Below are 23,000 nucleotides of genomic sequence, written 5' to 3'. Positions count from 1 at the left end.
CGGCGTTGCGAGTCTTGATCGTGGCACGCCACGACGCGGCGACTCGCGCCTTGCAGGACACGATTTGCGGTCTCCAACGCGGCGCTCGCATGAAACGGCAACAGGCCCTAGCCCACGAGTAGGCGCCGCGCCGGGGCGGCCACCCGTGCCAGCCGCGAAGCCGGCGCGATATCGGCCCAAGCGCTTGCCGGCAGGCGCTCAAGATTAGCCAGAAACCGCTCGGCACAGGCGGCCCAGGAAAACGCCAGGGCATGGGCACGGGCGGCCTCGGGCGATAATGAAAGAGCGCCGTCGATCGCGGTGTTCAGATCGTTGTGCAGGCAGGCGACATGCGGCGCATCGCCCAACACGTCCTGTGGCCCCGGCACCGGGTAGGCCGCCACGGGCAGCCCGCTGGCCAGCGCCTCGAGCAGGACCAGCCCGTAAGTATCGGTTCGGCTGGGAAAGACGAAGACATCGGCCGCGGCGTACCAGCGCGCCAGATCGGTGCCGGTCTGCCAACCGGCAAACACGACGTCCGGATAGGCCGCCTCCAACGCGCGCCGCGCAGGCCCGTCACCGACCACGACCTTGGTGCCGGGCCGGTCCAGTTCGAGGAACGCACGGATATTCTTTTCTACCGCCACCCGGCCGACGTAGATCATCACCGGGCCCGGCCCGTCGATGCGCACGCCGTCGTCTCGCGGGGCGAACACGCGGGCATCCACGCCGCGCGGCCAGAGCACGGTGTTGTCGATGCCGTGGCGGGCCAGCTCGTCGGCCAGCGTGGGGGTGGTGACCATCACCCGCGCCGCGGCCTTGTGAAACCGCCGGATCACACCATAGGTCAGCCGTTTCGGCACGCCCAGACGCATTTTCAGATACTGCGGAAAATGGGTGTGATACGAGGTCGTGAAGGCCAGCCCGTGTGCCCGGCACCAGGCCCGGGCGGCCGTGCCCAACGGGCCCTCGGTCGCGATATGAATCGCCTCCGGGGCGATGGCGGTCAGGCGCTCGCCGATGGCCGCCGGGGTGGCCAGCGCCAGCCGGATATCCGGCTCACCCGGACAGGGCAGACCGCGAAAATCCCCCGGCGTGATGGTCGCGACCGCATGACCGGCGCGGGCCAGTTCATCGACCACGATCGACCAGGTCCGCACCACACCGTTGATCTGTGGGTGCCAGGCATCGGTGACCAGCGCGATCGTCATGCCGACACCGCCAGGCCGCGATCAGCCTCGTTTGTCGTCGCCGCACCGTCCCCGGCTTCTCGCCCCCAGTAAAGGAGCTGCATGTTGCCGGCATGGTCTTCGGTCAGGGCAGTACAGGACTCGACCCAGTCGCCGTCGTTGCAGTAGTCGATGCCCTCGATGGTGCGCCGCGAGGGCGTATGGATATGGCCACAGATGATGCCGTCCACGCCGCGGCGCCGGGCCTCATCCGCCAGCGCCTCTTCGAAGTGGCCGATGAAGGCTACGGCGTTCTTCACCTGGTATTTCAGAAACGCCGACAGCGACCAGTAGGGATAACCCAGCCGGCGCCGTACGGTGTTGAAATAACTATTGGCACGAATCACGCCGCGATAGGCCACATCGCCCAGCACCGCCAGCCAGCGCGCCTGGGTACACACGGCATCGAATTCGTCACCGTGGATCACGAGATACCGCTTGCCGGTGGCGGTCTCGTGGATGCACTCGTTACAGACCTCGACCCCGGACAGGTCGATCGGCAGGTAATCGCGCAGTACCTCGTCGTGGTTGCCGGGCACATAGACCACGCGCGTGCCGCGCTCCCGGTGTAGATCCAGGATCGCCCGGATCACGTCCGTATGGCTGGCCGGCCAGTACCAGGCTTTCTTAAGCGCCCAGGCATCGATGACGTCACCCACGAGATACAGGGTGTCGCAGTGCACCTGGGCCAGAAAATCCAGCAGGCGCTCGGCGCGACAGCCGCGCGTGCCCAGATGAAAATCCGAGATCCATACCGCGCGATAGCGGTGCACCTCGGGCGTGCTGCGGGTTGGCGGACGACGGCGCGGCGTGGCCGCGGGCGGAATATTGGCCAGGGTATCGGCCGAGCGATCGATCAGGTCATCGTCGAAGCGCATGGTTGAGCCTCCGTGCAATCGGGACTCCTTGCAGCGTGGCCCTGCCCGATGACGGTTTGACGACCGTTTATTAACGATGCGATGACAGGCGCCCGGCAACGAACACCCAGCGCCGGGTGAGTCCGTAGTTGAGCCCCATGGCCAGCACCCCGCCCGGCACCACCGCCCATAACGGATGGGTCTTGCCGAACACCGTGCCGGCCACGATGAGGGCATAGACGGCGTAGTTGAGCCCCATGCCGATGGCGTTGACGGCCAGATAGCGCGCCCATTCACGGCCCCAGCCGGGCCCTGCCCGGGCCGCGAACGTGGCATGCCGGTTCACGAACCACGAGCTGCTGGTCGCCGACACGATCGAGACGATACGCGAGACGAGACCGGGCCAGCCCAGACCGTGAACCAGCAGGGCCAGCACACTCATGTCCACGCCAAAAGCCAGCCCGCTCACCGCGGCAAAGACCAGGGCCCGCGGCAGGCGATGCCGCCAGCCTGTCGTGCACGACAACTCGAGGATGCGTTGGCTCATTCCCCGGTGCTAACACGCGCGCCTGACACGTGGATGACGGCCGGCGATGACAGCGGTCATGAAGCCGTCATCGCGGCGTCACCCGAACGTCATCGCCGCTGGCCAGTGTGAGGTCAGGCTTTTATGAACAGGCGTTCGCTCATGTCTGCAACCGCGCTTCCTTTCCTGCCGGCCGGGCGCCACGCCGCCCAGCGTGTGCTCATCCTCGGCGGCGACGGCTTTTGTGGCTGGCCGACCGCGCTGCATCTGTCAGCCGCCGGCTACGATGTGGCCATCGTCGACAATCTCTCGCGGCGCAAGATCGACGTCGAGCTGGAGGTTGACTCGCTCACGCCGATCCGGCCCATGAGCGAGCGCCTGGCCGCCTGGGAAACGATTTCGGGCCGGCGTATCGCATTCCATCGTTTCGACGTGGCCCGCAACTATCAGCGCCTGCTGGATCTGTTGGTGGACTGGCGCCCGGAAGCCATCGTGCACTTCGCCGAGCAGCGGGCCGCGCCCTATTCCATGAAATCGGCCTGGCACAAGCGCTATACGATGGATAACAACCTGGGCGCGACCAATACCCTGTTGGCCGCACTGGTCGAATCCGGTGTGGATGCGCATATCGTTCACCTGGGCACCATGGGCGTCTACGGCTACGGCAGCGCGGGCATGAAGATCCCGGAAGGCTATCTAACCGTGCACGTCGAGGCCGAAGACGGGTCGTTGAGCGCCGACGAGATCCTCTACCCGGTCAATCCCGGCAGTATCTATCACCTGACCAAGACCCAGGATCAGCTGGCGTTCGCCTTCTATAACAAGAACGATCACGTGCGCATCACCGATCTGCATCAGGGCATCGTCTGGGGCACCCAGACCGAACAGACCGCACTCGACGAGCGCCTGATCAACCGCTTCGATTACGACGGCGATTACGGCACCGTGCTCAATCGGTTTCTCATGCAGGCGGCCGTGGGCCATCCGCTGTCCGTGCACGGCACCGGCGGGCAGACACGAGCTTTCATTCATATCCAGGACACCGTGCGCTGTATCGAGCTGGCCATTGCCACGCCGCCGGCCGCCGGCGAGCGAGTCCGTATCTACAACCAGATGACCGAGACCCATCGCGTGCGGGATCTGGCCACGCGGATCGCCGCGCAGACGGGTGCGGCCATCGAATACGTCGACAACCCCCGCATCGAGGCCGCGGAAAACGATCTGCACGTCGCCAACGATGCCCTGATCGGCCTGGGCCTGCGCCCGACCACGCTGGACAACGGCCTGTTCGAGGAGGTCACCGATATCGCCGCGCGCTACGCGCATCGCTGTGACGCCCGGCGCATCGCCTGTGTTTCGCAGTGGCGGCGAACACGGTCCGAAACAGCTGATATGGCGACCGGAATGGTTGTCTTGTAGTCGCCGGTTAGCCGGTGGGCCAACAGGACTGGGATCCCTGCCGGGCCGGCCCGCAGGTCCAGGCCGCCGATCCGGCCAAGCCGTCTCACGAATCAAAGACAACAACGCCTGGTATCGGTCACAAACCGAGGCTTTCTGCAGTCAAGGCGAGGCGTTCAAGCTATATCCCTCATTAAGCGGGTCTATTCAATTCGAGACAGAGAACAGGCACCGCCAGCCGGTCAGGAGCAGACAATCTGCGCAGCACACCGGTCAGCCAGGCTGTGCCCCGGCGTGCCGGGGCTGTCGTGCGCCATAACCTGGCCAAATCACGGCCCCAAACCGTTGATTTAGAAAGATACTGAACGATGGCCGACCGGTTGGAAATTTTTTCTTAGACAAAGGTTGTAAAAGTGGTTTTCGGGCGTAGAATTCCGCGTCTCAGCAGTTGCAGGGCCGGTGATCGAGACAATTCTCGGCGCCGATCTCGTCATCGAGACATTCTGTAGCGGTCACACGTTTGAACCACTGCAACGTCAGAATCAGCTGCTGAATCCGGGCTTGTTCCCTAAAGGCATAATTTGTTTTTTATTCCGCGCCATCGATATCGGTCGAGCGCGGACTGAAACCGGGCAATCGACCGTTTCAGTTCGCCTCGAACGGGTGTCGAAAGCCATGCACAGATGCTTCGGGCATCTGGCACTCGTTTTCAGGAGAATTGAAATGAACAACGTGAAGCTCAACGTTGTGAACGCCCTCGTGGTGCTGGGCCTAGTGGCCGCCTCCATGGCCATGCCGCTGGTCGCCGCGAATCTCGCGGATTCCCAGAGCGTGTCCCAGACCACGATCACGCAGAGCAGTACCGATTACGCCAGCTGATCGTCTGATCAGCCTGCGTTACCGAAAGAGCCCGGCCATCGCGCCGGGCTTTTTTGTGCTCGGCGTTCGTGCGTGGCGACCAGCGCGTACGTGCCAGAATCACGCGACAACTCGCGCATCGTCGGCACGGTTTGTGCTATGCGTGTCACACCATGTATCCGGGCCAACCATGATGTTGTATCGCAACCGATCCACCGGTTTTGTTCTTGTCGCACTTGTGATCGCCGGCAGCGCCGGCGCGGCGACTCCGCCAGACAACGACGACGCGCCAGCGGCCGATATGAAGCTCTCGGCGGCCCGGGACGTGTTCGACACCAAGGAACTGGACACCTCGACCAGCGCCTGCAAGAACCTGGATGACTTCGTCAACGCCAAGTGGATCGCCGACAACCCGATTCCGGACGACCAGACCCGCTGGGGCGCATTCAACGTCCTGCGCGAAAAAAGCCTGGCCGATCAGCACACGCTGGTGAAAGCCGCGGCCGATGACGTGGCCCGCGACGATGCCGACCTGGATCCGCTGCGGGCCAAGATCGGCACGCTGTTCGCCGCGGCCATGGATACGACCGCGATCGAAAAAGCCGGCCTTCGCCCGGTCGAGCCACGCCTGAAACAGATTGCCGGCATCGATAGCCGTGATGCCCTGACCGATTACCTGACCCGGGCATTCGCCGACGGCCAGGGCCAGGTTTTCGATCTCGATGCCAGCCCGGATTACAAGAACGCCGAAAACGTCATCGCCTATGCCTATCAGGGCGGGCTGTCGTTGCCCACGCCGGCCTACTACAGCGGCAAGGCGCACGCCGACGAGCGCACGGCCTATGTCGCCTATCTCACACGGCTGTTCAAGCTGGCCGGCCAGGACAAGGAAACGGCGGAGCAGAACGCCCGCCACACCATGGCCTTCGAGACGGCTCTGGCCAAACACTCGCTCAGCCGGGTCGAAATGCGAGACCCGGACAATCAATACCATTTCGTGAGCCTGGCCGAAGCCGAAAAAGCGACCCCGCACTTCGACTGGCAAGCCTTCTTCGCAGCCCAGGACGCCGATATCCAGAACGGGTTTTCGTTATCCGAGCCGAAATTCTTCAAGGAATTCGACCGGCTGCTGGCCAAGGCCCCGCTGGATCAGTGGCGGGCTTATCTTGCTGCCCACGCGCTCGATGACGCGGCCCCGTTGCTGGCCAAGCGTTTTCGGGATGCCCACTTCGATTTCTATGGCACCACGCTGGGCGGCCAGCCCGAGCAGAAAGCCCGTTGGAAACAGAGCCTGGAAGCCGTCAACGGCGCCATGGGCCAGGCGCTGGGCCAGCTGTATGTCGCCGACTACTTTCCGCCCGAGGCCAAGGCCCGTGCCGAGCAGCTGGTCGACAACATCCGCGCCGCGCTCAAGATGCGGCTACAGAACAACGACTGGATGAGCGACGAGACCAAGGCACGGGCGCTGGATAAATGGGCCAAGTTCCTGCCCAAGATCGGTTATCCGGAACAGTGGCGCGACTGGTCGGGGCTTGCGATCGAACAAGACGTCTTCTACGGCGACATGGAAGCCGCGGCCCGCTACAACCATGCCTATGAGATGGCCTATGTCGGCAAGCACCGCGACCGTCAGCGCTGGTCCATGACGCCCCAGACCGTCAACGCCTACTACAACCCCACCGACAACACCATCAACTTCCCGGCCGCGATCCTGCAGCCGCCGTTTTTCTATGCCCACGGCGATGATGCCGTCAATTACGGCGGCATCGGTGCGGTCATCGGGCATGAATCCAGCCACGGCTACGACGACCAGGGCAGCCAGTTCGACGGCGACGGCAACCAGCGCGACTGGTGGACGGCCGCGGATCGCGAGGCGTTTGATGCGCGCACGGCCAGGCTGGTCGATCAGTTCGCCGCCTACACGCCGCTGCCCGACAAGCCCGAGTTGCATATCAACGGCAAGCTCACCCTGGGCGAGAACATCGCCGACCTGGACGGGCTGACGCTGGCCTACGACGCGCTACAAAAAGCCCTGGCCGACAAACCGGCCGAGGCCAAGCAGACAATCGACGGCTATACCCAGCCCCAGCGTTTCTTCATGGCCTGGGCGCGCGTCTGGCGCGGCCATTCCCGGCCCGAGGCCCTGGAAGTGGCCCTGAACGCCGACCCGCACTCGCCGATGACCTATCGCGCCATCGGCGCGCCCTCGAACATGAAAGCCTTTGCCCAGGCCTTCGACTGCAAGACAGGCGACGCCATGGTGCGGCCGCCGAAAAAACGGGTCGAGATCTGGTAGCCCGCCGCGCCGGGCCTGGCGTCACGGGCCGGCGTTGGCCGCCGGCCCGTGCGACCAATCGCCTAGGGCCCTGGAACCGATTTCATCCTAGTCTAGCCGCCCTGTTTCGCATGGCCCGCTCGACATGACCCCGGTTTTATCCACGCCTGCCCTGCTATCGATCGCGATCGGCGCGGTCGCGGTGCTGCTGTTTCTGATCATCCGCCTGCGGGTGCATGCCTTCGTGGCTCTGACGTTGGTCAGCCTGGCTACCGCCCTCGTGGCTGGCCTGCCGGCCGATCAGGTCATCGATGTGCTTTACGAAGGGTTTGGCAGCACGCTGGCGGCCGTGGCTCTGCTGGTGGGCTTCGGGGCCATGCTGGGCCGGCTGGTCGAGCATTCCGGCGGGGCGCGCGTACTGGCAGATCGCATGGTCGCGGTTTTCGGGGAAAAACGCGCCCCCGTGGCCCTTGGCCTGGCCTCACTGGCCATGGGCTTTCCCATGTTTCTGGATGCCGGGCTGATCGTGATGCTGCCGATCATCTTCGCCGTGGCCCGCCGCCTGGATGGCCCGGTGCTGGCCTATGGCCTGCCGGCGGCGGCCGCGTTTTCGGTCATGCATGTCTTTGTCCCGCCCCACCCGGGCCCGGTCACGGCCACCGCGCTCTACGGGGCCAATCCGGGGCTGGTGCTCATCACCGGGCTGGTACTGGCGATTCCCGTGTGGTGGGTTTCGGGCGTGCTGTGGAGTCGTATTGCCGCGCGCCGCCACCCTTTTGGCGTGGCCGCCGATCTGTTCGCGACCGGCGACGACACGCCCGTGACACAGCCGCCGGGTTTCGCCACGGTGCTGGGCGTTCTGGCGATACCGCTCGTGCTCATCGGCATGAGTGCGGCGCTGGATTTCGCCATTCAGGCCGGCACGGTCAACGCCGACGATGCGCTCGTAGCCGGCCTGCAACTGCTGGGGGCAACGCCGGTGGCCCTGCTCATCTCGTTGTTGGTGGCCGTTTATGTGCTGGGGCTTCGTCGGGGCACGCCGGCCGGCGAGCTCGAGGGCTTGATGGACTCGGCCCTGCCGGCCATCTGCTCGGTGGTGCTGATCACCGGGGCCGGCGGCATGTTCGGTGGCGTCCTACAAGCCACCGGTATCGGCGATGCCTTGTCACAGGCCATGTCCGGCCTGGGCCTGCCGGTCATCGTGGCGGTCTATCTCGTGGCCGTGGTGCTGCGCCTGGCCCAGGGCTCGGCCACCGTGGCGCTGGTCACGGCATCCAGCCTGATGGCGCCCACGGTCATTGCCGGTGATTATTCGGCCATGCAGGTCACGGCCATCGTACTGGCCAGTGCCGCCGGTTCGGTGTTCGCCAGCCACGTCAACGACTCCGGCTTCTGGCTTGTCGGCCGGCTCATGGGCATGGATGTCGCCACCACGCTCAAGACCTGGACCGTGCAGCAGTCATTGCAGTCCGTGATCGCCTTCGCGCTGACGGTGCTGATCTACGTGATTTTCTAGCTGCCGGCCTCGGGATCATCGAGATCAACCTGCACCCAGCGCGGGCTCATGTGGATGTCGATGCTCTCCAACGGCCCGGGGCCGGTGTTCTCGAACTTGTGCGGCACGTTGGCCGGTCCCACGACGACATCGCCCTCACCGGCCTCGATGACCCGCTCACCGATGGTAAAGCGCGCACTGCCCCGACGAATGATGAAAATCTCTTCATAGTCGTGGACATGCAGACCGGGACCATCGCCGACGTGTTCCTGGGTGAAATACAGCACGGTGATGTTCGTGCCGATATCCACACCCTCGAAGAAGCCATGCCACGGCGAGCGGCTTGTCAGCCAGTCATCGGCGGCCAGCATCGCGGTGGATTCATCAGTAACCTGCTTGCTCATGCGCCCTCCACGGCCCATACGCCAGAACGTGTACGCCATACCGTGGCCACCAGTCGGGCCACTAGAAAGACGGTCAGGCCGAACCAGATGCCAGTGAGGCCCCAGCCGAAGAACCAGGATGCCCAGATCAGCGGAAAGAACCCGCCGAGTGCGGCGGCCAGCGTGGTGGTGCGCAGAAACCGGGTATCGGCCGCTCCCAGCAGCACGCCGTCCAGGGCGAACACGATCCCGGCGATCGGCTGCTGAACGACGAAGAACCACCAGGCCTCGGGGATACGGGCCAGCACGGCGGTATCCGAGGTGAACAGCCCCGGCAGCACGAGATAACCCAGCGCAAAGGCCAGGCCCAGCACACAGCCCAGCGCGAACGAATAACGCGTGATCTGCCAGGCCGCGGCCATGGCGGCTTTGGCCCGATGCGCGCCCAGCTCGGCGCCGATCAACGCCTGGGCGGCGATGGCCAGGCTGTCCATGACCAGCGAGAGAAACGCCCAGAGCTGGTAGACGATCTGGTGCGCGCCCACGGCGGCCGCCGAGCTGCGCGCGGCCACGGCCGCGGCCGACAGGAAACAGATCTGGAATGAGGCACTGCGCAGGATCAGATCGCGCCCCAGCACCATCTGGGCCCGCATGATGGCCGGACTGGGCCGGCGAAACGCCCGCTCGCGCGCGATGGCCGCCACGAACATCGCCGCCGATAGATACTGTGCCACCACGTTGGCGATCGCCGAGCCGACCAGGCCCAGCCCCACCGGATAAACCAGCACCGGGCAGAGCACGGCCGATATGGCGTTGGCGATCAATACATAGCGCAGCGGGCGCACGGTATCCTGCACGCCGCGCATCCAGCCGTTGCCGGCCAGGGTGATGAGAATCGCCGGCGCCCCCAGCAGGGCGATGCGCAGCCACTGCGCTGAGCGCGCCGCTACGTCGGCGTCGCCGGCCAACAGCATCGACAGATCATAGGCAAACACCTCGCCCAGCCCGAACACGACCAGCCCCACGAATATCGCCAGCCAGGTCGCCTGGCCGCCCTCGGCCACGGCATCGGCCCGCCGATCGGCCCCGTAGAGACGCGAGGTTCGGGCGGTGGTGCCATACGACAGAAACGTCAGCTGGCTGGTCATCACCGATAGCATCGTGCCGCCCAGCGCCAGGCCCGCGAGAGCAAGCGCCCCCAGATGGCCGACGACCGCCGTGTCGATCAGCACATACAACGGCTCGGCGGCCAGCACGCCAAGTGCAGGCACGGCCAGACCGGCGATCCGACGGGCGGTGATCGGCGCGCCGGCGGCCACCCTAGGTCGTGTCGTCATGAGATAAGCCGGCGCACCGGCGGCCAAGCCGCGGCAAGACAAGGCATCGCGCGTGCGGCGTGGTTATTCCACGTAAACGAGCGATAACGCCGTATTGCGGGGGCTTGGCCACCGGCCCATTCGGGTTGCTCGCGCCGGACGCGCCATGCGGCGTTACGGACCTTGACCGTGGCTGGCCACGCTCGGCGGTCCGCGCCTTGCCTGACACGCCCGGCGCGGGCAATGCGACGGCATATCTCATGACGACACGACCTAGACTCACTCATCGACAACAATCGCGGAAAAAACCAAACGATGCGAAGTGTGCCACAGCGCCGCGCGGCCTTTGGCATGGCACACTTCGCCGCCTATGCAATGGTTGAAACATCGCTCGTTGGTGCAATGGATCGGCGTGGCCCTGGTGGCCGGCGTGGCCGCGGGCCTGATGTTGCCCGAGGCGCTGGTGCCGGTGGCCGCCACGCTGGGCGATATCGTGCTGCGCCTGCTCCAGATGCTGATCCTGCCGATCGTGGTGAGCACGATCGTTGTAGGCATCAACCAGAGCGGGCCCGCCGCGCTTGGCCGAACCGGGGCCGCGCTGGCGGTGTACTACGTCACGACCACGGCCGTGGCGATGAGCATCGGCCTGGTCGTCGCACTTGTCTTCTCCCCGGGCGACGGTCTGAGCCTGCCCGCGGCCGGTGAGGGCTCTGCCCCGACACATCCCGGTACGGCAGCCCTGCTGGCCTCGATCGTACCGACGAATATCGTTACGGCCTTTGCCCAACTGAACATGCTGGCCGTGCTGTTCGTGGCTATCGTGTTCGGCCTGGGGATCGCGATCGCCAGACGCCGTGCTGACGATCCGGACGGTGTCGCCGCGCTCTATCGGGCGGTGTCCGGGCTGGAGACGGTCACCCTGCTGCTGATGCGCTGGGTGCTGGCCGTGCTACCGATCGGCATTTTTGCGATCGTTGCACATACCGTGGCCACCCAGGGCACGAGCGCGCTTGCCGCCCTGGCCCGCCTGATCGGCGTGTTTTATCTCGGCCTGGCCGGGCAGCTGGTGTTCTATGGTGTGTTGCTGCTGATGGCTGGCGTGGGCATCACGGGCTTCGTACGCGGGGCACGCACGGCCACCTTGACGGCATTTGCCACACAAAGCTCGACCGGCACCCTGCCCGTCACGCTGGCCGCCGCCCAACGCCTGGGGGTATCACGCGCGGTGCGCGGCACCGCCCTGCCCTTGGGCGCGACGATCAATATGGACGGCGCAGCTTTGCGTATTGCGGTTTCGGCGGTTTTCGCCGCCAATATCGTGGGCCTGGACCTCGGACTGGCCCAGTTGGCCATGATCGTGGCCGTCGGCACCCTCATTTCGATCGGCACGGCCGGCGTACCGGGGGCCGGCATCGTGATGATTGCGACCGTGTTCTCTCAGGTCGGCCTGCCGATGGAGGCGGTCGCGCTGCTGAGCGCTATCGATGCGCTGGTGGGCATGGGGGCGACCGCCCTTAACGTCACCGGTGATCTGGTCGGGACGGTGCTGATCGAGCGCTTCACCAGACGCCAAACGAACGTGGCCGAGCCGGAGACCGCCGATTAGACGGTCTTTTGCAGGCCCTAGCAACGGCCCTTCTTGGCCAGCCCCGGCGGGCAGCCGTGGCCACGGCGGTCGTGGTCATGATCGCGATAGCGGTGGTCACGCCGGTCGTAGTCGTCGTCATCGCCGAGCTTGTCGGCCACGACCGCGCCACCGGCGCCGCCCAGGCCACCGCCGACGATAGCGCCTGTCTGGCCACCAACCTCGTTACCGATCGCGGCACCGGCCGCGCCGCCCAGGCCGCCGCCAATGGCGTTTTCGAGCGTGTCATCAGCCAGCGCGGCACCGGCCGTCATGGCCAGGCCCAAACCGAGTACAAGCGACGTGATCTGTTGTTTCATGACAATCGTTTCCTGTCTGTTTGTTTTGATCGTTTTGCAGTCGCGCCCGATTCGATTCATGCGCGTTTCGCCGCGGCCCGGCGCATGCCGGTAACGACGCTCAACGGGGCACGGGCACCTCAATCGTCGTCGTCATCATCATTATCGTGATCGTAATCATCGTGGTCATGATCATGGCGGTCGTAATGGTCGTCGTCGTCGCTGAGCTTGTCGGCGACAACCGCACCGCCGGCACCGCCCACGCCGCCACCGATGGCAGCGCCGGCCTGACCGCCGATCTCGTTGCCGATGGCCGCACCGGCCGCGCCACCAACACCCCCGCCGACCGCGTTTTCCAGCGTGTTGTCGTCTGCCAACGCGGGCCCGGCGATACCGAGCAAGCCCAGCAGCAGAACAGTCACGTATTTCATGCAATGCCTCCTTTATCTGGTGGACAACATCGCATGCCCAAATGAATAGCACTTGAATCTTGCCCAACCGATGTATGCGTCATCGGGCCAATCAGGCCAAGATAGGGAGATCGAGAACGCCAGCCGATTCGCTAGATGACTGAAGACAAATCCACTGCCAGCACGCTGACGCTGACAGAGTTCACCCGGCGCAGCCTGATCGTGGGCGCCTGTGCGCTGGCGGTGATCCTGCTGGCCTGGTTCTCCTGGACGACCGCCCACGCCGCGCTGCTCATATTCTCGGCCTTTCTCGTGGCCGTGGGTTTGAACGGGCTGGCGCGCCTGCTCCAGCGCGTGTTGCCGATCAGCCGCCATGGGGCGGTGGCCGTGGTGGCCACGGTGCTGGCGCTGTTTCTGGGCCTATCGATCACCGCCACCACGATGAACATCGCCAACCAGGCGCCCGAGCTCAAGCAACAGGTCGCCCAGTCGATCGACCAGCTGCAATCGCGCCTGGACGACTACAAGCTGACCCAGACGTTTCTGAGCGGCTCGATCATGGGCGAGTCTGGCCAGGGTGAGTCCGGCCAGTCGATCGGCCAGCGCCTGACCGGCGAACTCTCCGGCGCGGTGTCGGTCACCATGAGCACGCTCACGGATTTCTTCGTGATCGTGATCATCGGTCTGTATCTGGCCTTGCAGCCGTCGCTGTATCGCGACGGCCTGTTGCGGCTGTTCCCACCCGGCCAGCGCCAGCGCGCCTGGGATATCTCCGAAGAGGCGGCTGATGCCGTGCGCCGCTGGCTGACAGGGCGCGTGGTGTCGATGACCGTGACCGGCATCGCCAGTGCCGCCGGTCTGGCATTGATCGGCATCCCGTTTGCGTTCCTGCTGGGCCTGCTGGCCGGGCTGTTCACTTTCATCCCGTATCTGGGCGCGCTGGTTTCGGCTATCCCCGCGCTGCTGGTGGCCGGGCTGCACGGCTACTGGCCCATGGTGTATGTGGCCGTGCTTTATATCGCGCTGCACACGCTGGAAGGCTATGTCCTGGCGCCCATGATCCAGAAACGGGCCGTATCGATCGCACCGGGGTTTTTGCTTTCGGTACAGGTCATTGGCGGGGCCATCGCCGGGGTACTGGGGGTCGCACTCGCCACGCCGATCGCGCTGGTGATTGCGGTTATCGTGCAACTGGCTTATGTACGGGATGTCATCGGCGACGAGCCGCATCTACCCGGTGCCACGCACGACACCGATTAATTGATCTTGAGGCCAACAGGGCGAGCGACTATGCAACGACAAGTACTGATCACCGGCGGTAACAGCGGCATCGGCTACGAGATGGCCGCCGCCCTGGTGGAAAACGGCGATCACGTGATCATCGCTTCGCGCGATCTGGCCAAGTCGCAGGCCGCGGCTGACGCCATCGCCAAGGCCGCGGGAACGACCGGCGAGCTGGGCACCATCGAAGCACTGGCGCTCGATCTGGCGGATCTGGGCGATGTCGATCGATTCGCGGCTCGTCTGAGCGAGCGCCTGACGCGCCTGGACGTGGCGATTCTCAACGCCGGGCTTTACACCCACGGCACCCGCGCGCTTGACAACGGCCTGGAGGCGATGATCGGCATCATGCATTTCGGGCATTTCCGGCTGATGCAGGGCCTGCGCGGCCTGCTGGAGGCTACCCCGGGCGCTCGCGTGGTTGTCACGGCCTCGATCGCGCATCGCATCGGGCGTATCCGGTTTGACACCTTCGAAGCACCCAACAAGCACCGGGCCGCGATTCAGGCGTATGCCCAGGCCAAGCTGGCCAATATCCTGTTCACCCGCGAGCTGGCCGAGCGTCTGGGCGAGGCCGATGTCCGCGTGAACTGTTTTCATCCCGGGGCGATCGCCACCGGCATCTGGACCGAGCTGCCGGGGCCGATCCGTAAATTGTTTGGTGCGGTGCTCACCGATACCAAGTCCGGCGCGGACACGGGCATCTGGCTGGCCCGCGACGATGACGCGCTGGCCCATCAGGGCGCTTATCTCGTGGGCCGCAAGCCGGCGACGATCAGCAAGGCCGCCGCGGACAAGCGCCTGGCCCGCACCCTCTGGAGCGAAACCGAGAAACGCCTGGCCCGTCTTGTGGGGTGATGACGGGCGTGTTGAATCAGGCGGGCCGCGAGCGCATATAAGACGATATCCCCACGCACGCGCAGGCAGCGATGGCCACCGATCAACTTCAACGCTTTCTCTTTGACGGCACCGCCGTACGCGGCGAGATCGCCCAGCTGAACACCACCTATCAAGAGGTGCTGGCCAACAACACGTATCCCGAGCCGATTCAACGGCTGCTGGGCGAGCTGTTGGCGGCCTGTGCCCTGCTCACGGCCACGGTCAAGCTCGACGGCACGCTCTCGATGGAGGTGCGCGGCTCGGGCGCGCTGAGCTTGTTGATGGCCGAGTCCAACCCCGGCAACCACGAGCGCGCCCAGCAGCTACGGGCCATCGCCCGCTTCGACGAGGCCGCCTGGGCCGAGCTGGCCGGGCATTCGCTGGAAGAACTGTTCGGCAACGGCCGCGTGGTGATCACGCTGGACCCTCGGGAGGGCAAGCGCTACCAAGGCATCGTGCCGCTCGAGGGCGACTCCCTGGCCGCCTGCGTGGAAACCTATTTCAACCAGTCCGAACAGTTGCCGACACGGCTGTGGCTGGCCGCGGACGACGACAACGCCGCCGGCCTGCTGCTGCAGAAACTGCCCAAGGCGGTCGAGGCCGAGGACACCGATGCCTGGGAGCGCATCAACCACCTGGCCGATACGCTGACCGATCACGAGCTGACGGGGCTTGGCGCCGGTGACGTGCTGTATCGTCTGTTCCACGAAGAAAACACGCGGCTGTTCGACCCGGCACCGCTGATGTTCTCGTGTACCTGCTCGCGCGAGCGCTTTGGCGCAGCGCTGCACCAGCTGGGCGCCGACGAGCTGCGCAGCGTGCTCGAGGAGCAGGGCCAGATCGAGACCCAGTGTCATTTCTGCAACACCACCTATGTCTTCACCCCGGCCGACGTCGAAGCCCTGATCGACAACCCCGACGCCGAGCCGCCCACGGTGCATTGATCGGTAACAGTCCGGATAAAGTTGCACGCCGCGGGCTGTTACCGTCGCGGGCGTGAATTGGACAACCGGTGCCGACATGTCGCTCTGGACCGACCAGACCTTCATCGACGGACAATGGCAGCCTGCCGACAGCCCGGCCGCACGTATCAACGTGATCGACCCGGGCAACGAGGAATCGCTGGGCCATGTGCCTGATGCGGATGCCACGCGCATGCAACAGGCCATCGACGCGGCCGCCACGGCGTTTACCGACTGGCGCCACGCCGCGGTGGGTGAGCGTGCCGACATCCTGCTGGCCTGGTATCAAGGCATGCAGGCCAATCGCGAAGATCTGGCACGCCTGATGACCCGCGAGCAGGGCAAGCCGATCGCCGAGGCCCGCGGCGAGGTCGATTACGCGGCCAGCTTCCTGCGCTGGTTTGCCGAAGAGGCCCGGCGTACCTACGGCGCCACCATCCCGCCGGAAGACCCGACCATGGCCATCGGCACCCTGCGCGAACCGATGGGCGTGGCCGCCATCATCACGCCCTGGAACTTTCCGCTGGCGATGATCACCCGCAAGGTGGGGGCCGCCATTGCCGCCGGCTGCACGGCCATCGTCAAACCAGCCTCACAAACGCCGTTCTGCGCCCTGGCGCTGGCGCGCCTGGCCGACGATGCGGGCATGCCGACCGGTGTGTTCAACGTGGTCACCGGCGCCGGCCGGCAATTCGCCGATACCGTCTGCGCCGATGATCGCGTGCGCGCGCTGTCGTTCACCGGCTCGACCCACGTCGGGCGCAGCCTGTTGGCCCAGGCCGCCGACACGGTCAAGGCCACCTCGATGGAGCTGGGCGGCAACGCGCCCTTCATCGTCTGCGAGGATGTTGATATCGATGTGGCGGTCGAGGCCGCCGTCGCCGCCAAGTTCCAGACCTCCGGCCAGGATTGTGTCGCGGCCAATCGTATCTTCGTGCACCGCTCGATCTATGACGCATTCGTGGATCGCTTCGTTGCCCGCATGGACGCCATGCCCGTCGGCTACGGCCTGGATGAAAACAACGAGATCGGCCCGTTGATCCATACGGATGCAGTGGCCGACATGCAATCGCTGGTCGACGATGCCCGTGATCACGGTGCCGTCATCCACGGGCGCGACCAGAGCCAGGCCCCGGGGCCGCAGTTCTTCATGCCCCAGGCCATCGCCGGCTTCACGCACGAGATGCGTATCGCCACCGAAGAATCGTTCGGCCCCGTGGCCGCCATCGCTGCCTTCGATGACGACGCCGATGCGATCGCCGCGGCCAACGACACCATCTATGGCCTGGCCAGCTATATCTACACCCACGACGATGCCCGTATCCGCACGTTCCTGCGCGGGCTGGATTTCGGCATGGTCGGCATCAACACCATGGATATCACCGGCCCGCACGTGCCGTTTGGCGGCGTGAAGCAATCCGGCCTCGGCCGCGAGGGCGCGCATGTCGGCATCGAGGAATATCTGGAAACCAAGTACTACTGCATCGGCAACGCCCACCGCTGAATACGGCAGCCGGCCGCACGTGCCGCACCACCAAGAGCAGATCTGCATGTCCGCAAAAGATACCGATCTAGGCAATCTCGACGCCGGCGATCTCGTCGGCCTCTACCGCAATGGCGATGCCTCGCCGCTGGAAGCCACCCGCGCCTCGCTGGGGCGTATCGACAAGTTCAACGACAGTGTGAATGCCTTCGTTTATGTCGATACCGACGGCGCCGAAGAACAGGCCAAGGCCTCGGCCCGGCGCTGGGGCCGCGGCGAGCCGCTCTCGCCCATCGACGGCGTGCCGGTTTCGCTCAAGGACCTGACCTCGTGCGCCGGCATGCCCTGTCGCGAGGGCTCGGCCACCACCTCCGACGAGCTGTGTGATTTTGACGCGCCGCCGGTCTGTCGTCTGCGCGAGGCCGGTGCCGTCATCCTCGGCAAGACCAATACGCCCGAGTTCGGCTGGAAAGCCGTCACCGACAACCGCCTGTTCGGCGCTACCTCCAACCCCTGGGACACCAGCCTCACCGCCGGCGGCTCCTCGGGCGGTGCGGCCGCCGCGGCCACGCTCAACATGGGCGTGTTGCACCAGGGCGGCGACTCGGGCGGCTCGATCCGTATCCCCTCGGCCTTCTGCGGCGTGTTCGGCTTCATGCCCACCTTCGGGTGGACCCCGCAATGGCCGCCGGCCAAAATGACCACCCTCTCCAGCATCGGCCCGATCACGCGCCACCCGCGCGATGCCGCGCGCATGCTCAACGTCATCGGCCGCTATGACTATCACGACCCCTACGCCCTGCACGGCCAGCCCGACGACTGGGGCGTGGATCTGAACTGTGACCTGACCGGCCTGCGTATCGCCTACTCCCCCGATCTGGGCTATGCCGACGTCAACGATGAGATCGCCACCCGCGTCAAGGAAGCCGCTTCCAACCTGGAAGCCCTGGGGGCGGAAATCGTCGAAGTCGACCCCGGCTTCGAATCACCGATCGAAATCTTTCGCCGGCTCTGGTTCACCGCCTCGCAGGAAGTCTATTCCCAGTGCGACGCCAACCAGAAAGAACTGCTCGACCCCGGCCTGGTCGACAACGCCCGCAAGGCCGAACACTGGGCCGCCATCGACCTGTTCCGCGCCTACGCCGAGCGCGCCGATCTCACCGCCAAGCTCGAGCACTTCAACCAGGATTATCACCTGTTGATGACCCCCTCCGTGCCGATCCCGCCCTTCGAGATCAACCAGGAAGTCCCGCCCGGCTCCGACCTGCACGACTGGGAAGAATGGGCCCAGTTCTCCTACCCCTTCAACCTCTCCAACCAGCCCGCTGCCTCTATCCCCTGCGGCTTCACCCGGGCCGGCCTGCCCGTGGGTTTCCAACTGGCCGGCGGCCGCTTCGACGACATCCGCGTCCTGCGCGCGGCCAACGCCTACCTCGACGCCTATCCCGCACGCTTCCCCACCGTGCCCAACCCGGCCGAGTTTGCGTAAAAACGGAGCACAAGCACGCACATAAAGAAAAAGACGAGTCCGCGAAGGACTCGTCTTTTTTACGCCTGCAGCTTGCAGGAACTGCGGCCTGCTAACTGACTTTCAGTTAACGAACACCGGACAGTTTTAAGCCACGCAGCTTGTGAGGACTGCCGCCGCGGGGGGGGGGGGGGGGGGGGGCAAGGCCCTCCGGCGGCATTGAACCGCTTGCTCTCTTCATAGGTGGCCACACAACATGCTAGCGTCAGCCCCTCTCGGGGGAGGGGGACACAATGCTGATTGATAACCGCAAGGGGGCCACGGTCGGGGCACTGCTTGAGTCTTGGTTAACGGGCAAAGCCAACCTGAGCGTGCTTACAGCGACCGTATCGCTCTTTGCCTACGCGCCGCTGCGTCACGTGTTGCAAGATGCCGCGCAATCCCGTCTTTTGCTTCCAACACCAAACGACGACAGCAAGCATCTCGTCGAAACTCTCGGCCTGATCGGCGATCACAACGAGCGCGTTTATCGCAACGAACTCACGACCGCTGCCTTGGCAAAACATTTCAGCAACTGGGTTTCTGCAAAAGTCACGGTACGCGCCATGCCGCGCCGTGCAGGGCACAGCCTTTACCTCGTAGAAAATGCCGCAGACACGCGATTCGCGCTACACGGAAGCTCGCCGTTCACGGCGACCGGCCTTGGCCGTTTGCCGGGCGATCATTATGAGATGAATACGGCTTTCGATACGCCCGAGCAAGCATCCGAACTGGCCGATAATTTCAACGCGATCTGGGCGGAGGCCAGTGCAGAAGCCGACATGAAGCCCGCGCTGTTACAGGCGCTCGAAACGATCCACGGCGATAAATCACCGGAACAGATCTACTTCCGTATTCTCCACGCCCTGTTCGAGGACTACCTCGGCGAGCTGGACGAAGAAAACATCATCAAAAGCCGTACGGGCATTAAAGACACAATCGTCTGGAACAAGCTCTATCGCTTCCAGCGCGACGGCGTGCTCGGCGCGATCGACAAGATCGAGCGCTTCAACGGCTGCATCCTGGCGGACAGCGTGGGCTTGGGCAAAACATTCGAAGCGCTGGCGGTGATCAAGTATTACGAGCTGCGCAACGACCGCGTACTTGTGCTCGCACCCAAGAAGCTGCGCGAGAACTGGACCCTCTATACCGTCAACGACACGCGCAATCTGCTCGCCGATGACCGCTTCAACTTCGACGTGCTCAACCACACGGATCTGACGCGCGAAGGCGGATATTCCGGTGAAATCAACCTCGAGACGGTCAACTGGGGCAATTACGACCTCATCGTCATCGACGAGTCGCACAACTTCCGCAACAACCCGCCCCGCAAGGATGGGCTCACACGTTACGGCCGGCTCATGCGCGACATCATTCGCGCCGGCGTGAAAACCAAGGTGCTCATGCTGTCGGCCACGCCGGTCAATAACCGCATGAACGATCTGAAGAACCAGATCGCCTTCATCACCGAAGGCCGCGACGATGCGCTATACAACGAAGGCGTGGCCAGCATCGACGCAACGCTGCGCGGTGCGCAAAAACGCTTCAACGCCTGGCTGCGGGAAGACGAAGACCAACGCACGTCCACCGGCCTGCTGGACGCGCTCAACTTCGACTACTTCAGCCTGCTCGATCGCCTGACCATCGCGCGCTCGCGCAAACACGTCGAAAAATACTACGACATGAGCGAGATCGGCAGCTTCCCGCGCCGTCTCTCGCCCCACAATCTCTACCCCGCCATCGACAGCGAAAACCAGTTCCCCGAGCTGCGCGAAATCAATCGCGATATCCGGCGCCTGAACTTGAGCGCCTACGCGCCGCTGAAATACGTGCTGGCCGAAAAACTGGGCGAATACAGCCGCAAGTACGACATGACGATGGCCAGCGGCTCGGTTTTCAAGCAGATCGACCGCGAGGAAAGCCTGATCCATCTCATGCGCGTGAACCTGCTCAAGCGCATGGAGAGCTCGATCCACGCCTTCGCGCTGACCGTGAACAAGTTGTTGGAGGGCGTACGCGAACTCAAAGATCGCCTCGACAACCACGACGCCTCCGAAATCGAGGAATGGGGCATCGAGGACATCGCCGTCGAAGACAACGCGTTTGATCCCTACCTGGTCGGCAACAAGATCAAAGTGCTGATTCGCGACGTGGACCGCATCCGCTGGCGCCAGGAGTTGGAAGAAGACGAAGCGCTGCTGGTGAAACTCGTACGTGAAGCACGAGACATCGGCCCCGCCCGCGACGCCAAACTCGCCGCCCTGCGCGCGTTGATTGCGGATAAAGCCAGCAACCCGATCAACGCCGGCAACCATAAAGCGCTCGTTTTCACGGCCTTTGCTGACACAGCGGAATATCTCTACACCCAGATCGCGGATTGGGCGCAGAGCGAGCTCGGCCTGCACGTCGGCAAAGTCACCGGCCAGTCGAGCGGCAACCGCAGCACAGTCCCCGGCTTGCGACGCGATATTCCGTCGATCCTGGCTGCCTTCTCGCCGGTCTCCAAGGAGCGCGGTGGCAATCCGAATGACGGCGCCATCGATATCCTCATCGCCACCGACTGTATTTCCGAAGGCCAGAACCTGCAGGACTGCGACCTGTTGGTGAACTACGACATCCACTGGAACCCGGTGCGCATCATCCAGCGTTTCGGCCGCATCGACCGGCTGGGCTCGACCAACGCTGTCATCCAGCTCGTGAACTTCTGGCCGAACATCGAGCTGGACGAATACATCGATCTCGAAGCACGCGTGGCCGGGCGCATGGTGCTGCTCGACATCTCGGCCACCGGCGAAGAAAACGTCATCGAAACCGCTGAAGGCGACGTGATGAACGATCTCGAATACCGCCGCCGGCAGATGCACCAGCTACAGCACGACGTACCGACGATCGAAGATTTGTCCGACGGCATCTCGATCACCGATCTCACGCTCAACGACTATCGGATGGACCTGGGCGAATACTTAAAAGAGCACGGCGATACGCTCGCCCAGATGCCGCTTGGCGCCTATGCGGTCACCGCCATCGACGACCTCATCGCCGACGAAGGCCTGGCCCCCGGCGTGATCTTTTGCCTGCGCAACATGAATGCGCGTGTCCAGGGCGACCCGGCCTATGCGCTGGCACCGCACTATCTTGTCTACGTGGGCGATGACGGCAGTGTGCGGCGCAACTTTACCCATGTGCGGCCCATACTCGATGCGCTGAAGCGCCTATCGCTCGGCCGTGGGCGGCCCGACCGCGCCGCCGTCGCCCGTTTTAACGAGGCCACGAATCACGGTTGGGAGATGGCGCGCTACCGCGAGCAGCTGGCGCGAGCGGTCACCGCCATTACGGGCAAAGCCGAAGAACAAGGCGTAGCTAGCCTGTTCCAGCCCGGCGGCACGGTAATCAGCCGCGATACGTTTCAGGGCATCGACGATTTCGAAGTCGTCGCGTATCTCATTGTCCAAAGCGAATCGAAAGCCGCCTGATGGCATTCGACTACGCCCCGCTCGGACTGCCCGACGCCGCCTGGCTGGGCAAACGCGTCTACAAGAAGCTGTTTCTGGACAACGCCGACTTGTCGGCCGCCGATCGCCGCGCTTTTACCGAGGACGTCGATACCGTCACCTGGCAATACACGCTCAAACCCAGCACGATCAACGTCAACGCCTACCGCGACGACGAGCGCGATTACGGCGAACTCGCCGTCGTACACGCCACGCTCAAGAGCACAAAGCACGCCGCGCGATTGGCCGAACGGATTCACCGCGCCATCCCGTATCCGCTGCTGCTGGTACTGACCTACGATGCCCAATGGGCGTTAAGCACCGCGGACAAACGCGCCAGCCGAGCCGAAGCCGGCGTGACGGTGGCCAAAGACATCCGCACCACGCGCTGGATCGACTCGGACACGCCCACCGACGTCGAACAGGCGTTTGTCGCCAGCCTGGCGCTTGACGAACTGCCGCAGACCGACTTTTATGCGCTCTACGCCGCCTGGCACCAGCGCCTGATCGCGCTCGCCTGCGCCCGACTGAGCGGCCGGTTTCATCTACCGACAGAACACAACACACGCAGCGCGCAACGCGAGCGGCTGGCCGAATGCCACCAGCTCGAACACGACATCGCGCGGCTGCGCGCCGCGATCAAGAAAGAGACCCGCTTCAACCGACAGGTGGAGCTCAATACACGTATCAAGGAGCTGCAGGCGACGCTACGCGACACCGCCGCCGCCCTGTAACGCCCAACAAGACA

The 23,000-nt window shown here is 64.5% G+C and carries 19 protein-coding genes; 12 read left to right on the top strand and 7 right to left on the bottom strand.

The annotated features are described in order from the left end of the window. Positions 1–107 precede the first annotated feature (107 nt). From SAJA_RS09180 to SAJA_RS09170, 3 genes are all read right to left on the bottom strand, one after another. Positions 108–1,190: a glycosyltransferase family 4 protein gene (locus SAJA_RS09180; RefSeq protein WP_123658372.1), complete on the bottom strand. Its 1,083-nt coding sequence runs from the start codon at positions 1,188–1,190 to the stop codon at positions 108–110. Then, positions 1,187–2,086 carry a UDP-2,3-diacylglucosamine diphosphatase gene (locus SAJA_RS09175; protein WP_123658371.1) on the bottom strand — a complete coding sequence of 300 codons (900 nt, stop codon included), beginning with the start codon at positions 2,084–2,086 and terminating at the stop codon, positions 1,187–1,189. Before SAJA_RS09175 ends, SAJA_RS09180 begins: the two co-directional genes overlap by 4 nt. 70 nt (positions 2,087–2,156) lie before the next feature. Then, positions 2,157–2,612 (bottom strand): GtrA family protein, encoded by a 456-nt coding sequence (locus tag SAJA_RS09170; protein WP_123658370.1) that lies wholly within the window; start codon positions 2,610–2,612, stop codon positions 2,157–2,159. Between the two features lie 141 nt (positions 2,613–2,753). On the opposite strand from SAJA_RS09170, the gene SAJA_RS09165 reads away from it, so the two are divergent. The 4 genes from SAJA_RS09165 to SAJA_RS09155 all read left to right on the top strand — a co-directional run bounded on the left by SAJA_RS09165 (position 2,754) and on the right by SAJA_RS09155 (position 8,638). Beyond that, positions 2,754–4,010 (top strand): NAD-dependent epimerase/dehydratase family protein, encoded by a 1,257-nt coding sequence (locus tag SAJA_RS09165; protein WP_123658369.1) that lies wholly within the window; start codon positions 2,754–2,756, stop codon positions 4,008–4,010. A 702-nt stretch (positions 4,011–4,712) separates the two neighbouring features. Next, positions 4,713–4,868 carry a hypothetical protein gene (locus SAJA_RS15145; protein ID WP_184999830.1) on the top strand — a complete coding sequence of 52 codons (156 nt, stop codon included), beginning with the start codon at positions 4,713–4,715 and terminating at the stop codon, positions 4,866–4,868. Positions 4,869–5,040: 172 nt separating this feature from the next. Then, entirely contained in the window at positions 5,041–7,143 is a 2,103-nt protein-coding gene (locus SAJA_RS09160; RefSeq protein WP_221180186.1) for a M13 family metallopeptidase, read from the top strand. 124 nt (positions 7,144–7,267) lie between these two features. After that, positions 7,268–8,638 (top strand): GntP family permease, encoded by a 1,371-nt coding sequence (locus SAJA_RS09155; protein ID WP_123658368.1) that lies wholly within the window; start codon positions 7,268–7,270, stop codon positions 8,636–8,638. On the opposite strand, the gene SAJA_RS09150 is transcribed toward SAJA_RS09155, so the two are convergent. Continuing rightward, the gene (locus SAJA_RS09150) at positions 8,635–9,021 is read right to left on the bottom strand and encodes a cupin domain-containing protein (protein ID WP_221180185.1); all 387 of its coding nucleotides are present in this window, start codon (positions 9,019–9,021) and stop codon (positions 8,635–8,637) included. The two genes, SAJA_RS09155 and SAJA_RS09150, sit on opposite strands and share 4 nt — an antisense overlap. Beyond that, entirely contained in the window at positions 9,018–10,337 is a 1,320-nt protein-coding gene (locus SAJA_RS09145) for an MATE family efflux transporter (RefSeq protein WP_123658367.1), read from the bottom strand. The genes SAJA_RS09150 and SAJA_RS09145 overlap by 4 nt, the downstream gene beginning before the upstream one ends. A 349-nt stretch (positions 10,338–10,686) precedes the next feature. On the opposite strand from SAJA_RS09145, the gene SAJA_RS09140 reads away from it, so the two are divergent. Beyond that, entirely contained in the window at positions 10,687–11,922 is a 1,236-nt protein-coding gene (locus SAJA_RS09140; protein ID WP_123658366.1) for a dicarboxylate/amino acid:cation symporter, read from the top strand. A gap of 17 nt (positions 11,923–11,939) precedes the next feature. On the opposite strand, the gene SAJA_RS09135 is transcribed toward SAJA_RS09140, so the two are convergent. Together SAJA_RS09135 and SAJA_RS09130 are read right to left on the bottom strand one after the other, a co-directional pair. After that, complete coding sequence (locus SAJA_RS09135; protein WP_123658365.1) at positions 11,940–12,260, bottom strand: glycine zipper domain-containing protein; 321 nt, start codon at positions 12,258–12,260, stop codon at positions 11,940–11,942. A 119-nt stretch (positions 12,261–12,379) separates the two neighbouring features. Continuing rightward, positions 12,380–12,670 (bottom strand): glycine zipper domain-containing protein, encoded by a 291-nt coding sequence (locus SAJA_RS09130; protein ID WP_123658364.1) that lies wholly within the window; start codon positions 12,668–12,670, stop codon positions 12,380–12,382. Positions 12,671–12,805: 135 nt separating this feature from the next. Here SAJA_RS09130 and SAJA_RS09125 point away from each other — a divergent pair, with 135 nt between their 5' ends. The 7 genes from SAJA_RS09125 (at position 12,806) to SAJA_RS09095 (ending at position 22,986) form a co-directional block, all read left to right on the top strand. Next, positions 12,806–13,909: an AI-2E family transporter gene (locus tag SAJA_RS09125; protein ID WP_123658363.1), complete on the top strand. Its 1,104-nt coding sequence runs from the start codon at positions 12,806–12,808 to the stop codon at positions 13,907–13,909. A 30-nt stretch (positions 13,910–13,939) separates the two neighbouring features. Further along, positions 13,940–14,788: an SDR family NAD(P)-dependent oxidoreductase gene (locus SAJA_RS09120; protein ID WP_123658362.1), complete on the top strand. Its 849-nt coding sequence runs from the start codon at positions 13,940–13,942 to the stop codon at positions 14,786–14,788. A 71-nt stretch (positions 14,789–14,859) separates the two neighbouring features. Further along, positions 14,860–15,753: an Hsp33 family molecular chaperone HslO gene (hslO, locus tag SAJA_RS09115; protein ID WP_123658361.1), complete on the top strand. Its 894-nt coding sequence runs from the start codon at positions 14,860–14,862 to the stop codon at positions 15,751–15,753. A gap of 76 nt (positions 15,754–15,829) precedes the next feature. Further along, positions 15,830–17,275: an NAD-dependent succinate-semialdehyde dehydrogenase gene (locus tag SAJA_RS09110; RefSeq protein ID WP_123658360.1), complete on the top strand. Its 1,446-nt coding sequence runs from the start codon at positions 15,830–15,832 to the stop codon at positions 17,273–17,275. A 46-nt stretch (positions 17,276–17,321) separates the two neighbouring features. Further along, complete coding sequence (locus SAJA_RS09105) at positions 17,322–18,743, top strand: amidase (RefSeq protein ID WP_123658359.1); 1,422 nt, start codon at positions 17,322–17,324, stop codon at positions 18,741–18,743. 272 nt (positions 18,744–19,015) lie between these two features. After that, positions 19,016–22,234 carry a helicase-related protein gene (locus SAJA_RS09100; protein ID WP_184999829.1) on the top strand — a complete coding sequence of 1,073 codons (3,219 nt, stop codon included), beginning with the start codon at positions 19,016–19,018 and terminating at the stop codon, positions 22,232–22,234. Then, the gene (locus SAJA_RS09095) at positions 22,234–22,986 is read left to right on the top strand and encodes a DUF4391 domain-containing protein (protein ID WP_123658358.1); all 753 of its coding nucleotides are present in this window, start codon (positions 22,234–22,236) and stop codon (positions 22,984–22,986) included. Before SAJA_RS09100 ends, SAJA_RS09095 begins: the two co-directional genes overlap by 1 nt. Positions 22,987–23,000 lie beyond the last annotated feature (14 nt).

This window comes from Salinisphaera japonica YTM-1, from assembly GCF_003788585.1.
Lineage (GTDB): Bacteria > Pseudomonadota > Gammaproteobacteria > Nevskiales > Salinisphaeraceae > Salinisphaera > Salinisphaera japonica.
Note: the sequence above shows the minus strand (reverse complement) of the source record. Positions and strands in the feature narration are given on the sequence as shown.

Bases quoted from the DNA above. Each gene is read 5' to 3' on its own strand.
- SAJA_RS15145 (WP_184999830.1), top strand. From the start codon at position 4,713: ATGAACAACGTGAAGCTCAACGTTGTGAACGCCCTCGTGGTGCTGGGC.
- SAJA_RS09105 (WP_123658359.1), top strand. From the start codon at position 17,322: ATGTCCGCAAAAGATACCGATCTAGGCAATCTCGACGCCGGCGATCTC.
- SAJA_RS09165 (WP_123658369.1), top strand. From the start codon at position 2,754: ATGTCTGCAACCGCGCTTCCTTTCCTGCCGGCCGGGCGCCACGCCGCC.
- SAJA_RS09125 (WP_123658363.1), top strand. From the start codon at position 12,806: ATGACTGAAGACAAATCCACTGCCAGCACGCTGACGCTGACAGAGTTC.
- SAJA_RS09140 (WP_123658366.1), top strand. From the start codon at position 10,687: ATGCAATGGTTGAAACATCGCTCGTTGGTGCAATGGATCGGCGTGGCC.
- SAJA_RS09170 (WP_123658370.1), bottom strand. From the start codon at position 2,612: ATGAGCCAACGCATCCTCGAGTTGTCGTGCACGACAGGCTGGCGGCAT.
- SAJA_RS09155 (WP_123658368.1), top strand. From the start codon at position 7,268: ATGACCCCGGTTTTATCCACGCCTGCCCTGCTATCGATCGCGATCGGC.
- SAJA_RS09150 (WP_221180185.1), bottom strand. From the start codon at position 9,021: ATGAGCAAGCAGGTTACTGATGAATCCACCGCGATGCTGGCCGCCGAT.
- SAJA_RS09180 (WP_123658372.1), bottom strand. From the start codon at position 1,190: ATGACGATCGCGCTGGTCACCGATGCCTGGCACCCACAGATCAACGGT.
- SAJA_RS09095 (WP_123658358.1), top strand. From the start codon at position 22,234: ATGGCATTCGACTACGCCCCGCTCGGACTGCCCGACGCCGCCTGGCTG.
- SAJA_RS09110 (WP_123658360.1), top strand. From the start codon at position 15,830: ATGTCGCTCTGGACCGACCAGACCTTCATCGACGGACAATGGCAGCCT.
- SAJA_RS09120 (WP_123658362.1), top strand. From the start codon at position 13,940: ATGCAACGACAAGTACTGATCACCGGCGGTAACAGCGGCATCGGCTAC.
- SAJA_RS09135 (WP_123658365.1), bottom strand. From the start codon at position 12,260: ATGAAACAACAGATCACGTCGCTTGTACTCGGTTTGGGCCTGGCCATG.
- SAJA_RS09130 (WP_123658364.1), bottom strand. From the start codon at position 12,670: ATGAAATACGTGACTGTTCTGCTGCTGGGCTTGCTCGGTATCGCCGGG.
- SAJA_RS09175 (WP_123658371.1), bottom strand. From the start codon at position 2,086: ATGCGCTTCGACGATGACCTGATCGATCGCTCGGCCGATACCCTGGCC.
- SAJA_RS09160 (WP_221180186.1), top strand. From the start codon at position 5,041: ATGTTGTATCGCAACCGATCCACCGGTTTTGTTCTTGTCGCACTTGTG.
- SAJA_RS09145 (WP_123658367.1), bottom strand. From the start codon at position 10,337: ATGACGACACGACCTAGGGTGGCCGCCGGCGCGCCGATCACCGCCCGT.
- SAJA_RS09100 (WP_184999829.1), top strand. From the start codon at position 19,016: ATGCTGATTGATAACCGCAAGGGGGCCACGGTCGGGGCACTGCTTGAG.
- hslO (WP_123658361.1), top strand. From the start codon at position 14,860: ATGGCCACCGATCAACTTCAACGCTTTCTCTTTGACGGCACCGCCGTA.